Source organism: Pseudomonas sp. SDO5215_S409 (genome assembly GCF_054071325.1).
This window is the reverse complement of sequence record NZ_JBSVWN010000082.1, coordinates 1-16,471: the sequence shown is the minus strand read 5'-3', so window position 1 is coordinate 16,471 and position 16,471 is coordinate 1. Positions and strand designations below refer to the sequence as shown.

Below are 16,471 nucleotides of genomic sequence, written 5' to 3'. Positions count from 1 at the left end.
GGGTGATCTGCGTGCAGCCTGCGCCAATGCGGTTGGCCGGCACGGCCACTTCAGTGTCGCCGCCGACTGCGGCAGCCAGAGCCGCCAGGGTTGGCTGGCTGAACAGCACCCGCACGTCCGCCTGCAAACCGGCCTGGCGCATACGCTCCACCAGCCCAACAGCCAGCAACGAGTGCCCGCCCAGTTCAAAGAAGTTGTCGTGACGACCCACCTGTTCCAGCTTGAGCACATCCGCCCAGATCTGCGCCAAGGCGGTTTCCACCTCCCCGACCGGCGCTTCATAACCGCGACTCAGTACCGACTCCAGTCCCGGCTCCGGCAAGGCCTTGCGGTCGACCTTGCCGTTGGCGGTCAACGGCAGGTTGTCCAGGCGCACATAGGCCACCGGCACCATGTACTCCGGCACTTGCTGCTGCATGTAAGCGCGCAGGGCTTCGATGTCCACCGCCTGTTGCTCGGTGAACCAGGCCACCAGGCGACCGTCACGGGCCAACACCACTGCTTCCCTGACCTCGGGATGCTCGCTCAGGCGGGTTTCGATTTCACCCAGTTCAATCCGCACACCGCGGATTTTCACCTGGTCGTCGTTACGGCCCAGGTAATCCAGCGTCCCATCCGCCAACCAGCGCGCCAGGTCGCCGGTGCGGTACATCCGCGCCTGCGGGTCACTGCTGAACGGGTCCTTGAGGAACCGTTCAGCGGTCATCTCTTCGCGGTTCAAGTAACCCCGCGCCACACCCGCCCCGCCGACATACAACTCACCCGCTACGCCCAACGGCACGGGCTGCTGATGTTCATCGAGCAGGTACACCTGGGCATTGGTCACCGGCTTGCCGATGTGCAAGACCTGCCCGGCTTCGATCACGCCGGACGTCGCGACCACGGTGGCCTCGGTGGGCCCGTAGTTGTTGACCAGGGTGAAGCGCTGCGCCGTGGTGAAGTGACGCAGGCGGTCGCCACCGATCAGCAGGGTCTTGAGAGTCGGGTGCTGCAGGTTCTGGCTGAAGGCGTATTCGGCCACCGGCGTCGGCAGGAAGCTGACATCCAGCGGCTGGGCCAGCCACCACTTGAGCAGTGCGTCGATGTCCTCGTTGCCCTCCTGAGCAGGTGGCAGGTACAGGGTCGCGCCGCTGCACAGTGTCGGCCAGACTTCCCAGGCCATGGCGTCAAAGCCAAAACCGGCGACGCTGGAGGTCTTGCTGCCATGCGTCACTTCAAACGTATCGCAGTGCCAGTCCACCAGGTTTTCCAGGGTCTGGTGTTCCACCATCACGCCTTTGGGCAGGCCGGTGGAGCCGGAGGTGTAGATCACGTAGGCCAGGTTGGCGGCCGTGAGGCCGGCGATCTGCGGGTTGCCCTTGGACGGGCCTTGCCACAGGCGGCTGTCGAGCTCCAATACCGGCGCCGTCACGGTAGGTAGGCGTTGCGCCAGCGCCGGTTGAACCAGCACGGCCACCGGGGCGCTGTCGTTGAGCAGGTAGCTCAAGCGCTCCGCCGGGTGGGCCGGGTCGATCGGCACATAGCAGGCGCCCGCCTTGAGGATGGCCACCAGGCCCACCAGCATTTCCAGGCTGCGCCGCGCACAGATCGCCACGCGGTCGTCGGGTTGCACGCCCAACTCGATCAACTGATGGGCCAACTGGTTGGCCTGGCGGTTCAGCTCGGTGTAGGTCAGGCTCTGGCCTTGATAGACCGCCGCCAGGGCGTGCGGGTACAGGGCCACCTGCAACTCGAAACGCTGGTGGATGGTGAGGCCGTGCGGGTAGTCGACACGGGTGTTGTTGAAGCCCTGGAGCAATTGCTGGCGCTCGTGGGCAGGCAGGATCGACAGGCGGTTGATAGGCGTCTGTGGTGCGTTTTCCAGTGCGTCGACCAATTGCTCGACGACGAGGCTCACGTAGTCGCAGATGCGTTGCGCACCGATGGACGCCACCGCCAGGGCGCTGAGGCTGAACGCCTCGCCCAGGTCGTTGACGCTCAAGGTCAGTGGGTAGTTGGACCGCTCCCTGGCGTTTAGCAGGTGCATACCCTGCCAGGCCTGCACCGCCTCTTCGCTGACTTCGGCGGCATTGGCCGGCGTGTGCCGGTAGTTGAACAACGCACTGAACAATGGCATCGACTGCGGTACGCCGCTGCAGCGCTGCACTTGGGAGAGCGCTGCCAACTCGTGGGCCAGCAGGCCGGACAAGCGGGCATGGGTGACCTTGACGGCTTCCTGAACCCCCACATCCGTGATGTCGATGCGCAGGGGCAAGGTGTTGATGAACATCCCAACCGCACGGTCTGCACCCTCACCACCTTGCAGACGGCCCATCATGACGGTCCCGAACACCACGCGTTCAGTGCTCGACACCACACCCAATACCCGCGCCCACGCCAGATGGAACACACTGGCCGGACTGACCCCGCTCTTACGGGTCAAGGCCCGCAGACGACGGTTCAAATCGGCATCCAGGGTCACTTCGACTTCATCAATGCCGTAACCATCGTCACGCACATCTTGCAGCGCGAACGGCAGGGTCGGCTCATCGATATCCCCCAGCATGTCGCGGAAGAACGCCTCGTGCTCCTGCTCGCGGCGGCCCTGGCGCGTCTGCACCACGTAGTTGCGGTAAGGCACCGAGGCACTCAAGGTGTCGCCCTTGCCCAGCAAGAACACCTCCATTTCGCGCAAAACCACCTCCATCGCCATGTGGTCCATGACCGTGTGGTGGAACAACAGCGTCGCGACGATACGCCGCCCGGCCTCGTCTTCGGCGTACACCAGCTGCATCAGCGGTGCCTGGGTCACGTTCAAGCGATGACGGCGCGGGTCGACATGCTCGGCCAGTTGCGCGGCGATGTCCCCGCCACGCGGGTCGAACTGCACCGCACGGACCACCATCCGAGCCTTGCGCCACACCACTTGCACAGGGTGCGTCAGGCCTTCCCAGACAAACCCGGTGCGCAGCACGTCGTGGCGGTCGATCACCTGTTGCAACGCCTGGGCAAAGGCTTGCAGGCGCGCCAGGCTTTCAAAGGCAAGCTGCCCTTGTTGAATGTACAGGTCGCCCTGTTCGGCGCTGATGTGGTGGTACAGGATCCCTTCCTGCAGCGGTGCCAGCGGGTAAATGTCCTGCACGTTGGCCGCGCCGCCTTCCACGGTGGCGACGATGCGGTCGATGCTCGGCTGGTCCAGTGCCACCAGCGGGAGCAAGTCGGGCGTAATGTGCGTGCAACCTGCCGGAATCGCGTTGGCCGGCACCTCGATTTCGCGCCCGCTGCCCACGGCCGCTGCCAGCGCCGCCAGGGTCGGCTGGCTGAACAACACCCGCACATCCGCGCTCAGGCCAGCCTGGCGCATGCGCCCGACCAGGCCGACAGCCAGCAGGGAATGCCCGCCCAGTTCGAAGAAGTGATCATGACGCCCCACTTTTTCAACGTTGAGTACGTCGGCCCAGATCTGCGCCAACAGCGTCTCGACCTCGCCAACCGGCGCTTCATAGCCCCGGCTGATCACCGACTCCGCGCCCGGTTGTGGCAGCGCCTTGCGGTCCAGCTTGCCGTTGGGGCTCAGCGGCAGTGCGTCGAGCACCACATAGGCCTGCGGCACCATGTAGGCCGGCAGGTGCTGCTGCACATGCTCGCGCAGTGCTTCAACGTCAATGTCCCGCTCGGCATCAAGTGGCGTGCAATACGCCACCAGGCGCTCATCGCGTACCAGCACCACGGCCTCCTGCACCGCAGGGTGAGCCGCCAGGCAGACTTCGATCTCGCCCAACTCAATGCGCAAGCCGCGCAACTTGACCTGATCGTCATTGCGGCCCAGGTATTCCAGGGTGCCGTCGGCCAGGTAACGCACCAGGTCGCCGGTCTTGTACAGGCGTCCGCTGCCGGTGAACGGGTCTGCCAGGAACCGTTCGGCGGTCAGGTCATCACGGCCCAGGTAGCCCCGGGCAACACCGGCCCCGCCGATGTACAACTCACCGGCCACGCCGATCGCAACCGGCGCCAGGTGACGGTCAAGCACATAGGCACGGGCGTTGGCGATGGGTTTGCCGATGGGCACCAGGTCCACCGGCGCGCTGGCGTCGTACGTCCAGGAGGTACTGTCGATGGTGGCCTCGGTCGGCCCGTAAAGGTTGACCACACCGTGGGTGGCCAAGGCACGGGCCTGCACGGCCAGTTGCGGTTCCAGCGCTTCACCGCCGCTGAACACGTAGCGGCACTGCACACCGGACGCAGGCAGTTGCACCAGCAGGCGCAACAGGCTCGGTACGAACTGGGCGACGCTGACCTGCTGCTCTACCAGCGTGCGCGCCATTTGCTCAACGTCCCTCGACGCGTGCGCCGGCAGCAATACCAGGCGCGCTCCGATGGCCAGCGGGGTCCAGATCTCCCAGACGGACGCATCGAACGCCACCGAGGTGCGCTGCAAGATCCGCTCATGGGCATCAAACCCAAACGTGCGGGTCTGCCAGGCAATGTGGTTGACCAGCGAGCCGTGCTCCACCATCACGCCTTTGGGGCGCCCGGTGGAACCGGATGTGAAGATCACATAGGCCAGCGAATCCGGCCCTGCCAACGCGGCCGGGTCGTGTTGCGGCTGCTCACGCAGCGAGCCGTCAGCCAGGTCAACCTGCGCCACGGCGGTATCGGCCAGCACTGTGCGGGTCTGGGCGTGCACCAGCACCGCCAGCGGCTGGCTGTCCTGCAAGGCAAACGCCAGGCGCTGCGCCGGGTATTCCGGGTCCAGCGGTACGTAGCCCGCCCCTGACTTGAGGATGCCCAGCAGCCCGATGATCATTTCCAGGCTGCGCTCCATGCAGATCGCCACCCGCGCGTCGGCACTCACGCCGAGGCCGCGCAGGTGATGGGCGACCTGGTTGGCCTGCGCGTTCAGCTCGCCATAGGTCAGCGCCTGCTCGCCCAGCACCACCGCCACCGCATGCGGTGTCTGGCGGGCATGCGCCTCAATCATCTGCACCACGGTGGTGTCCCGTGGGTAGTCGGCGTCGGTGGCGTTGAAGTCCTCCAGCAGTTGCCGGGTCTGCGTCGACGACAAAATCGACACACTGTCCATCGAACGTTGTGGCGCCTGCTCCAGTGCCTCGACCACCTGCTCGATCACGGTATTGAGGTAACCGCAGAGCTGTTGCGGGTCCACGCCCGCGACAGTCAACGCATTCAGGCTAAAGCTCTCGCCCAGGTCGTTGACACTCATGCTGACCGGGTAGTTGGTACGTTCCTCGGACGCGAGGAATCGCGTGCCACGCCAGGCGCGCTCGACCTCTTCGCTGATCGCAGCGCCCAGCGACGGGCTGTGGCGATAGTTGAGCAGTGCACTGAACAGCGGCGTCGACTGCGCCACCCCGCTGCACCGCTGCACCAGGGCCAGCGAGGCATGTTCATGCCCCAACAGGCCCGTCAGGCGCACATGGGTTGCCTTGACCGCGGCTTGCACACCCAGGCCGTCGATATCCACCTTCAGCGGCAGGGTGTTGATGAACATGCCCAGCGCCCGGTCGGCACCGTCGCCCCCTTGCATGCGGCCCATCAGCACGGTGCCGAAGACCACTTGGCGAGACTGGGACACACTGCCCAACACCTTCGCCCACGCCAGGTGGAACACACTGGCGGCGCTCACACCCAACAACCGCGCCCGGGCCCGCAGACGGCGGCTGAGCCCGTCATCGAGGGCCATGGACGCTTCGCAGATGGCGTGGCCTTCCCCTTGCACGTCCTGCAAACCGAACGGCAGGGTCGGTTCATCCACATCCCCGAGCATCTGGCTGAAGAACGCCTCGTGCTCTTGCTCACTGAGACCCAGGCGGACCTGGGCCACATAGTTGCGGTACGGAACCGGCTCGGGCAACGACTCGTCCAGGCCCAACAGGCTCGATTGAATCTCCTCGCTCACCACCTCCAGCGCTATATGGTCCAGCGCCAGGTGGTGGTACAACAAAATGGCGACAATCCGCTGATTAGCAGGGTCTGCGGCGTAGTTGAGATGAATCAGCGGCGCCTGGCTGACGTCGATGCGGTAGTGCCGCGCATTGAAGCGTTCTTGCAACTGGCTCAGGACGTCGCCATTGGCGGGCGCGAACTCCACCGCTTGCACAGGCAACTGGGCTTTGCGCCAGACCACCTGCGTCGGGCTGGCCAGGTCTTCCCAGACCACCCCGGTACGCAGGATATCGTGGCGGTCGATCACATTTTGCAACCCTTGGGCGAACGCCTGCAGGTGCTCGATGCTGTCGAATTCCAACACCGACTGCAACAGGTACGGATCGCCCTGCTCCGCCGTGATGTGGTGGTACAGGATGCCTTCCTGCAACGGCGCCAGGGCATACATGTCCTGCACGTTGGCCACACCGCCCGGCACGCCGGAGACGATATGGTCGATACTCGCCTGGTCCAGGCTGGCCAGCGGCAGCAGGTCGGGCGTGATGCGCTCGCATTCAGGCGTAATCCGGTTGGCCGGTACGGCGACTTCACGCCCACTGCCCACGGCAGCCGCCAGTGCAGCCAGGGTCGGTTGCTTGAACAGCACCCGTACGTCAGCACTGAAATCGACCTGGCGCATGCGCTCGATCAAGCTCACCGCCAGCAGCGAGTGACCGCCCAGCTCGAAGAAGTTGTCATGACGCCCTACTCGCTCGACCTTGAGCACATCGGCCCAGATCTGCGCCAGGGTGATTTCCACCTCGCCTTGCGGCGCTTCATAACCGCGGCTCAGGATCGCGTCCTGATCCGGCGCAGGCAGGGCCTTGCGATCGACCTTGCCGTTGTTGGTCAACGGCAGGCTGTCCAGGCGCACATAAGCGGCCGGCACCATGTAGTCCGGCAGTTGGGCGTGCAAATGGTCACGCAGCACTTCGATTTCAACCGCGTCGCGCTCGGTGAAGTACGCCACCAGGCGCTTGTGGCCCGGCTCGTCTTCACGCGCCAGTACCACCGCGTCCTTGACCTGCGGGTGTTCGCTCAAACGGGTTTCGATTTCGCCCAGTTCGATACGGAACCCGCGGATCTTCACCTGCTGGTCATTACGGCCCAGGTACTGCAAGGTGCCGTCCGCCAGCCAGGCCACCAGGTCGCCGGTGCGGTACATCAAACCGCCATTGAATGGATCGGACACGAAGGCCTGGGCCGTCAGGTCGGCACGGTTCAGGTAGCCCAACGCGACACCCTGGCCGCCGATATACAGCTCACCGCTGACCCCCACCGGCACCGGCTGTTGGCGCGCGTCGAGCACGTAGGCGCGGCTGTTGCCCACTGGCCGACCAATCGGAATACTGCCCTCGCCCGCTTCGGTGATCTCATGGGTGGTCGAGAACGTGGTGGCTTCGGTAGGGCCGTAGCCGTTGAGCAGGTGCTGCGGTGCGCCATCCTTGAGGACACGGGCGATTACGCTCGGGTCCAGCACGTCGCCACCGACGATCAGGTAGCGCAGTTGCGGGAACACCGGCAACAAGCCGTCGGCGTATTGATGGAACAAACCGGCGGTCATCCACAACACACTGACCGACTGCTGCTGCAACAGCGCCGCAAACCCGCTCTGGGACAACAGCGTGTCCTGATCGACCACCACCACCGCGCCGCCATTGAGCAGCGGGGCCCAGACGTCCAGGGTGCTGGCGTCGAACGCAGGGTTGGAGGCAAATGCCACGCGGTCGTGGGCGTTGAAATCGGCATAGCCGTTGTTGATCACCAGGCGGCTGATCGCGCGGTGCGGCACCAACACGCCTTTTGGCGTGCCGGTAGAACCGGAGGTGTACATGATGTACGCCGCCGTCTCGGCCGATTGTTCAAGTGCCGGGTTGTGTTCGGGGGTATCGCTCAGATCGAGGGTGTCCAGCTCCAGGCGACGAGCGCCTTCGGGAACCTCGATCGACGAGGCCGTCAGCAACCATTGCGCGCCGCTGTCCTGAATCATGAAGCCTTGACGGTCAGCCGGAGCGTTGATGTCCAGCGGCACGTACACCGCTGCGCATTTGCTGACAGCCAGCTGGCTCGCCAGCAAATCCAGGGAGCGCGGCAGCAGAATCGCTACGCTGTCGCCAGGCGCCACACCCAGGTCGATCAGGTGATGGGCCAACCTGTTGGCACGCAGGTTCAACTGCGCGTAATTCAGCGAGTGCTCGCCGTGCACGGCGGCCACCGCCTGCGGGTTGGACGCGACCTGCGCTTCAAACAGCGCATAAATAGTCTGCCTCGCGGGGAATGCCCGGGCGGTAGCATTGAAAGTCTGCAGCAGTTGCTGGCGTTCGTTGGCCGGCAACATCGACACCTGGCTCAAGGCCGCGTGCGGCGCCTGTTCCAGCGTATCGACCAGGCCGGTCAGCACGTTGCACACATAGCCCAGCACCCGCTCGGCGCCTACCAAGCGCGGCGCCAGGGTATTGACCCGGAAGTCATCACCCACATCGTCCACCGACAGGATCAGCGGGAAGCTGTTGACCCCTTCCACGCCAAACATCTCGATGCCTTCCCACGCTGCTTGGCTGGCCTCGCTCACCGTGGCAGAACCATGCCGGTAGTTGAGCAAGGCGCTGAACAGCGGCACCGGGGCCACCACGCCACTGCAGCCCTGTGCCAGGGCCAGCGAGGCATGTTCGTGGGCCAGCAACTGGCTCAGGGCCACGTGGGTGTGTTTCACCGACGCACCGATGCTTTCGTCGGTCAGGCGGACCCGCAGCGGCAAGGTGTTGATGAACATGCCCAGGGAACGGTCGGCACCGTCACCGGCCTGCAAGCGGCCCAGCAACACCGTGCCAAACACCACGTCGTCGGTGGCTGAAACCGCGCCCACCACCTGCGCCCAGACCCAGTGATACAGGCTGGCCGCACTCACGCCCAACTGACGGGCCTGTTGGCGCAAGCGCTGGCTGAACGCCGCGCCCAGCCAGTGTTCCGCCTCTTCGCTGGTATCCCGTTCGTTGTCGATTTTCTGCACGCCAAACGGCAGGGTCGGCTCGTCTACATCGCCAAGCATCTCGGCAAAGAACGCTTCGTGCGCGGCGCGGTCCTTGCCCTGACGGGCCTGGGCCACGTAGTTGCGGTACGGCACCGACGCGCCCAGCAGTTGCTCGCGGCCCGTCATGTGGGCCTCGATTTCTTGCGAGAGCACGCCCATGGAGGTCGCGTCGTTGACCAGGTGATGGAACGACAGCATGCCGATCCAGCGCCCGTTTGGCGCATCGTGGGCAAAGCCCAGGTGCATCATCGGTGCACGGCGGATGTCCATGCGGTGATGTGCGGGGCTGAAGTGTTCACGCAGCTGCGCCAACACATCGCCCGCCTGCGGGATGAACTCCTGCACATCCAGCGGCGCCTCGCGCCATACCACCTGCACCGGGGCTTCCAACTGCTCCCAGAACAACCCGGTGCGCAGGATGTCGTGACGGGCGATGACCTGTTGCAGGGCCTGGGCAAACGCGTCCAGGCGCGAGCGGCTGTCAAACGCGAACAGCGCATGTTGCTGGTACGGGTCGCCGTATTCAGCACTGATGTGGTGATACAACAGGCCTTCCTGCAACGGGGCCAGGGCATAAATGTCCTGCACGTTGGCCACGCCGCCCGGCACGCTGGCGACGATGCGGTCGATGCTCGCCTGGTCCAGCGTGGCCAGCGGCAGCAGGTCCGGGGTGATCTGCGTGCAGCCTGCGCCAATGCGGTTGGCCGGCACGGCCACTTCAGTATCGCCACCGACTGCGGCAGCCAGCGCCGCCAGGGTCGGCTGGCTGAACAGCACGCGCACGTCCGCCTGCAAGCCGGCCTGGCGCATACGCTCCACCAGCCCGACAGCCAGCAACGAGTGCCCGCCCAGTTCGAAGAAGTTGTCGTGACGACCCACCTGTTCCAGCTTGAGCACATCCGCCCAGATCTGCGCCAGGGCGGTTTCCACTTCCCCCACCGGCGCTTCATAACCGCGGCTCAGCAGCGCGGTCTGGTCCGGTTCCGGCAGTGCCTTGCGGTCCACCTTGCCGTTGGCGGTCAACGGCAGCTTGTCCAGCCGCACGTAAACGGTAGGCACCATGTAGTCCGGCAAGTGCGCTTGTAGCCAGGTACGCAGGTCTTCGATCTCAAGCGCCTGGGCTTCGGTAAAGTACGCCACCAGGCGCCCGTCACGGACCAACACCACCGCTTCACGCACCTGGGCATGCTCGCTCAGGTGGGTTTCGATTTCACCCAGCTCGATCCGCACACCACGGATTTTCACCTGGTCGTCATTACGCCCCAGGTAGTCCAGGGTGCCGTCGGCCAGCCAGCGCGCCAGGTCGCCAGTGCGGTACAGACGTGCGTCTGGCGCGTGGCTGAAGGGGTCTTTGATAAAGCGCTCGGCGGTCATTTCCGGTCGGTTCAGGTAGCCACGTGCTACGCCAGCCCCGCCGACATACAGCTCGCCCGCCACGCCCTGTGGTACTGGCTGCTGATGTTCATCGAGCAAATACACCTGAGCGTTGGCCACCGGTTTGCCGATGTGCAAGACCTGCCCAGCTTCGATCACGCCGGACGTCGCCACCACGGTGGCCTCGGTGGGGCCGTAGTTGTTGACCAGGGTGAAGCGCTGCGCCGTGGTGAAGTGACGCAGGCGGTCGCCACCGATCAGCAGGGTCTTGAGAGTCGGGTGCTGCAGGTTCTGGCTGAAGGCGTATTCGGCCACCGGCGTCGGCAGGAAGCTGACATCCAGCGGCTGGGCCAGCCACCACTTGAGCAGTGCGTCGATGTCCTCGTTGCCCTCCTGAGCAGGTGGCAGGTACAGGGTCGCGCCGCTGCACAGTGTCGGCCAGACTTCCCAGGCCATGGCGTCAAAGCCAAAACCGGCGACGCTGGAGGTGTGGCTGCCAGCGTTCAGGTCAAACGCATCGCAGTGCCAGTTCACCAGGTTTTCCAGGGTGCGGTGTTCCACCATCACGCCTTTGGGCAGGCCGGTGGAGCCGGAGGTATAGATCACATAGGCCAGGTTCGACGGGGTCAGGTCGGCCACGTCCGGATTGACGGTCGGGCGACGGTGCCACTGGTCGCTGTCCAGCTCGATTACCGGCAGTTCGTTGTCGCCCAGCAGCTCGCGTGTGCTGGATTGGGCCAGTACCACCACAGGTGCGCTGTCTTGCAACAGGTAGGCGATGCGCTCTTGAGGGTGGGCCGGGTCGATCGGCACATAGCAGGCGCCCGCCTTGAGAATGGCCACCAGGCCCACCAGCATTTCCAGGCTGCGCCGCGCACAGATCGCCACGCGATCGTCGGGTTGCACACCCAGTTCGATCAACTGATGGGCCAACTGGTTGGCCTGGCGGTTCAGCTCGGCGTAGGTCAGGCTTTGGCCTTGATAGACCGCCGCCAGGGCATGCGGGTACAGGGCCACCTGCGACTCGAAGCGCTGGTGGATGGTGAGGCCGTGTGGGTAGTCGACTCGGGTGTCGTTGAACCCTTGGAGTAGTTGCTGGCGCTCGCGGGCAGGCAGGATCGACAAGCCGTTGATGGGCGTCTGCGGTGCGTTTTCCAGTGCGTCGACCAATTGCTCGATGACGAGGCTCACGTAGTCGCAGACGCGTTGCGCACCGATGGACGCCACCGCCAGGGCGCTGAGGCTGAACGCCTCGCCCAGGTCGTTGACGCTCAAGGTCAGTGGGTAGTTGGAGCGTTCCCGGGTACTTAGCAGGTGCATACCCTGCCAGGCCTTCTGCTGTTCGGCGACCTGAGCAGCAGAGGGGGCCGTGTTATGCCGGTAGTTGAGCAGCGCACTGAACAGCGGCATGGGGTTGGCGATACCGCTGCAGCGTTGCGCCAATGCCAACGAGGCGTGTTCATGGGCCAACAACCCGGTCAATTGGCCATGCGTGGCGCGGACCGCAGCCTGGACGGTGCGTCCGTCTATATTCACCCGCAGCGGCAGGGTGTTGATGAACATGCCCAAGGCACGGTCAGCCCCGTCGCCGCCCTGCAGGCGGCCCATCATCACCGTACCGAACACCACCTGGTCGGTACGGGCGACAACGCCCAGCACTTGAGCCCACGCCAGGTGGAACAGGCTGGCTGGGCTCACGCCCAATTGACGGGCGCGAGCACGCAGGCGGGCGCTCACGCTTTCGTCCAGTGTCAGGTGGGCCTCATCGATACCCTCGCCGTCATCCTCGACGTCCTGCAGCCCGAATGGCAGTGTCGGCTCATCGATGTCTGCCAGTTGTTCGCGAAAGAACGCTTCGTGTTGCTGCTCACTGACACCCAAGCGCGCCTGGGCCACGTAGTTGCGATAAGGCACCGACGCGCCCAACTGGTCGGCCTCGCCCAGCAGGTAAGCCTGCATTTCATGCTGCACCACTTCCAGGGCGGTGTGATCGAGCACCAGGTGATGAAACAGCAAAAAGGCCACGGCTTGCCCGCTGGCCTCATCCTGGGCGTAGACGATGCGCATCAGCGGCGTCTGGTTGAGGTCCAGGCGGGTGTATCGGCTGTCCACATGGGCCTGCAACTGCTCAGTGAGTGCTGCGCCACCGGAAACCGGCTTGACCGCTTCGACCGACATTTTCGCCTGGCGCACAACCACCTGAAGCGGTTGCGCCAACCCTTCCCAGAGTACGGCGGTGCGCAAGATGTCATGGCGATCGACTACCATTTGCAGGGCTTCACAAAACGCTAGCAAACGTTCGATGTCATCAAAAGCAAACTGGGCTTGCAGCACGTACGGGTCCCGGTGCTCGGCCGACAGGTGCAGATAAAGAATGCCTTCCTGCAATGGCGCCAACGGGTAGATGTCCTGCACATTGGCCACGCCACCGGGCACCGCGGCCACAATCAGGTCGATGTCGGCCTGGCTGAGCTGCGCCAACGGCAGCAGGTCCGGGGTGATATGCGCGGTGCCCGGCACGATCAGGTTGGACGGCACCACGATTTCGTGGCTGACGCCCACGGCGGCAGCCAGCGCGGCCAGAGTCGGTTGGCTGAACAACACGCGCACGTCGGCACCAAGGCCCACCTGGCGCATGCGTTCTATCAGGTTGACCGCCAGCAGCGAATGCCCGCCCAGTTCAAAAAAGTGGTCCTGGCGCCCCACGCGCTCGACCTTGAGCACATCGGCCCAGATCCGCGCCAGCGTCTCTTCCACCTCGCCTTGCGGCGCTTCATAACCACGGCTGAGTACCGCGTCCAGATCCGGCTGCGGCAGCGCCTTGCGGTCCAGCTTGCCGTTGGCGGTCAGCGGCAGGCTGTCCAGCCTTACATAAGCCGCCGGGACCATGTATTCCGGCAGATGGGCTTGCAACCAAGTGCGCAGCACCTCGATTTCCACCGGCTGTTGCTCGGTGAAGTACGCCACCAGGCGCCCGTCACGGGCCAGCACCACGGCTTCACGCACCTGGGCATGCTCGCCCAGGCAGGTTTCGATTTCGCCCAACTCGATACGCACGCCACGGATTTTCACCTGGTCGTCGTTGCGACCCAGGTAGTCCAGGGTGCCGTCCTCCAGCCAGCGCGCCAAGTCACCGGTGCGGTACAGGCGTGCGCCAGGGTCAGTGCTGAACGGGTCTTTGATGAAACGCTCGGCTGTCATTTGCGCACGGTTCAGGTAACCGCGCGCCACCCCGGCACCGCCGACATACAGCTCGCCCGCCACGCCCTGTGGCACCGGTTGCAGTTGGGCATCGAGCAAATAGGCTTGGGTGTTGGCGATGGGTTTGCCGATATGCAGGGTCTTGCCCGCCTCGATCAGGCCAGAGGTGGCAACCACGGTCGCTTCGGTGGGGCCGTAGTTGTTGATCAGGTTGAACCGTTGCGGTGTGTTGAACTGGCGCAGGCGGTCGCCGCCGATCAGCAGGTTTTTCAGGGTCGGGTGCTCAAGGCCCCGGCTGAAGGCGTATTCAGCCACCGGGGTCGGTAAAAAGCTCACGTCCAGCGGCTGCGCGATCCACCATTGCAGCAGTGCATCAATGTCTTCATTGCTCTGTTGTGCCGGCGGCAAATGCAAGGTGGCGCCCGCGCACAGTGCTGGCCAGACCTCCCAGGCCATGGCGTCAAAACCAAAACCGGCGACGCTGGAGGTGTGCCCGCCAGCATGCAGATCGAAGGCCTCGCAGTGCCAGTTCACCAGGTTTTCCAGAGTGCGGTGTTCCACCATCACGCCCTTGGGTTGGCCGGTGGAGCCGGAGGTGTAGATCACGTAGGCAAGATTCGTCGGCGTCAGGTTCGCCAGGTGAAGGTTGTCAGGCGAGCCGTGTTGCCACGCCTGATCGTCCAGGTCGATGACCGGCGCCCCGACCTCGCCCAACAAAGGGCGGGTGGACTGTTGGGCCAGCACCGCCCGCGGTGCGCTGTCTTGCAACAGGTAAGCGATACGCTCGCGCGGGTGCGCCGGATCAACCGGCACGTAGGCAGCCCCGGCCTTGAGAATCGCCACCAGCCCGACGAGTGTTTCCAGGCTGCGCCGGGCACAGATCGCAACCCGGTCGTCGGGCTGGATACCCAGTTCAAGCAGGTGGCGAGCCAGCTGATTGGCCCGTTCGTTGAGCTGTCGGTAGCTCAGCTGCTGCCCACCCTGCTGAACGGCAATCGCCTGGGGCAGCTCGGCGGCACGGGCTTGGAACAAGCCGTGGATGGTCTGCCCGCGAGCGTAGTCGCGCGCGGTCTGGTTGAAGCCGACCGTCACGGCCTCGCGCTCTTCCACGGGCACGATGGGCAAATCGTGCATTAGCGGGGCGTGCCCTTGCTCCAGCGCCGACACCAGGGTGTTCAACGCCGTCAACAGGTAACCCTGGATACGCGGCAAGGGCATGCTGGCAACCCCTTGCAGGGTCAGGTTGAAATCCTCGCCCACGTCGTCGACTGACAACACCAACGGGTAGTTACTGCGACCCTCGGCCCCCAACCCCTCGATGCCGTCCCACCGTTGGGCAAGCTGCTCCTTGGAAACAGGCGCCTGGCCCTGGCGATAGTTGATCAAAGCACTGAACAACGGTGTCGGCGCGGCGACGCCACTGCAACGTTGAGCCAGCGCCAGTGGCGCATGTTCATGACCCAGAAGACGTGTCAGCCGCGCATGGGCGGCCCTGGTCGCGGCGTGCACGTCCACGGCGCCCACCTCCAGGCGCAGCGGCAGTGTATTGATAAACAGCCCCAGCCCACGGTCACTGCCCTCGCCTCCCGCCATCCGGCCCATCAACACGGTGCCGAACACTACGTCGTCACGCGCAGAGATACGCCCCAACACCTGCGCCCATGCCAAGTGATGAAGGCTGGCAACGCTGACGCCCTGCTTGCGTGCCTGTGCACGCAAGCGGCGACTCAGGTCGTCGTCGAGCACGAAGGCCAGGTCAGTCACATCGCGTTCGTCACCTTGCACATCCTGGTGACCGAAGGGCAATGTCGGTTCGTCAAGGTCGCCCAGCATCTCGCGAAAGAACGCTTCATGCTCTTGCACTGTCATTCCCAGGCGTGCCTGAGCCACGAAGTTGCGATAAGGCACGGCCTTGCCCAGTTGGTCGCCATAATCGTACAAAAAGGCGTGCACCTCCTCGTAAACACCTTGCATGGCGATATGGTCCATCGCGATGTGGTGGAACAGCAGCATGGCGATCCAGCGCTGATTGGCTGCGTCCTCGGTAAACACCAGGCGCAGCAACGGCGCCTGGTCGATGTGCATGTGCATGGCACGCGTGTCGAAATGCCGATACAACTGCTCGGTGACCGGCCCTGCTGCGGGATCCAGAACCACTTCGTCCATCACCATTGGAGACTGACGCCAGACCACCTGCACGGGCTCATCCAGCCCTTCCCAAACAATACTGGTACGCAGAATGTCATGGCGGTCAATGACCTTTTGCAAGGCCTGGGCGAACTCATCCAGACGCGTGCGCGTGGCAATCGCAAACTGTGAACGCATGAGGTAGGGATCACCGTCACGGGCCGTGACATGGTGATAAAAGATCCCTTCCTGAAGTGCCGCCAACGGGTAGATATCCTGCACATTGGCCGCGCCGCCTGGCACTTGGGCCACAATGCGGTCGATCGCTTCCTGGCTCAGACTTACCAGAGGCAGCATCGAAGGCTTGATGTGAGTGCAATCCCCTGCAATGGCATTGGCCGGTACGTCGATGTGCCCAACCCGTTGCGCCGAGTACTCACCGGCATTGATCAGCGCGATCAGCGCGGCCTTGTGCTCACGCAGCGATGCCAATACCGCAGGCTCTTTGAGCGCCTGCTTGTTGCCCTGTACTACCAGTTGATCGCCCTTGACGGAAAGCTGTACGTCTTTTTCTTTTAATGTCGCCAACAGTTCGATAACACTCACAGGACCATCTCCATTCTTTCTGTAATTTCGGCGTATTCCCAGAGCGTGGGTTGCTCGAACAGCGCCTTGACGTTCGCTTCGATGCCTTCCTGGCGCAGTCGCCCTATCAGGCTGACGGCCAGTAACGAGTGGCCGCCCAATTCAAAAAAGTGGTCATGGCGACCCACCCGATCAACGTTCAACAGTTCGGCCCAGAGCCGCGCCAGG

At 64.2% G+C, this 16,471-nt stretch carries 2 protein-coding genes; both read right to left on the bottom strand.

From position 1 onward, the window contains the following. Positions 1-16,264, bottom strand: a 16,264-nt coding sequence (locus ACW9H9_RS26685; RefSeq protein WP_457346312.1) for an amino acid adenylation domain-containing protein, incomplete at its 3' end; no start/stop codon positions are given. Further along, a partial coding sequence (locus ACW9H9_RS26680; protein ID WP_457346313.1) for a phosphopantetheine-binding protein occupies positions 16,261-16,471 on the bottom strand: 211 nt, incomplete at its 5' end. The genes ACW9H9_RS26685 and ACW9H9_RS26680, both read right to left, overlap by 4 nt.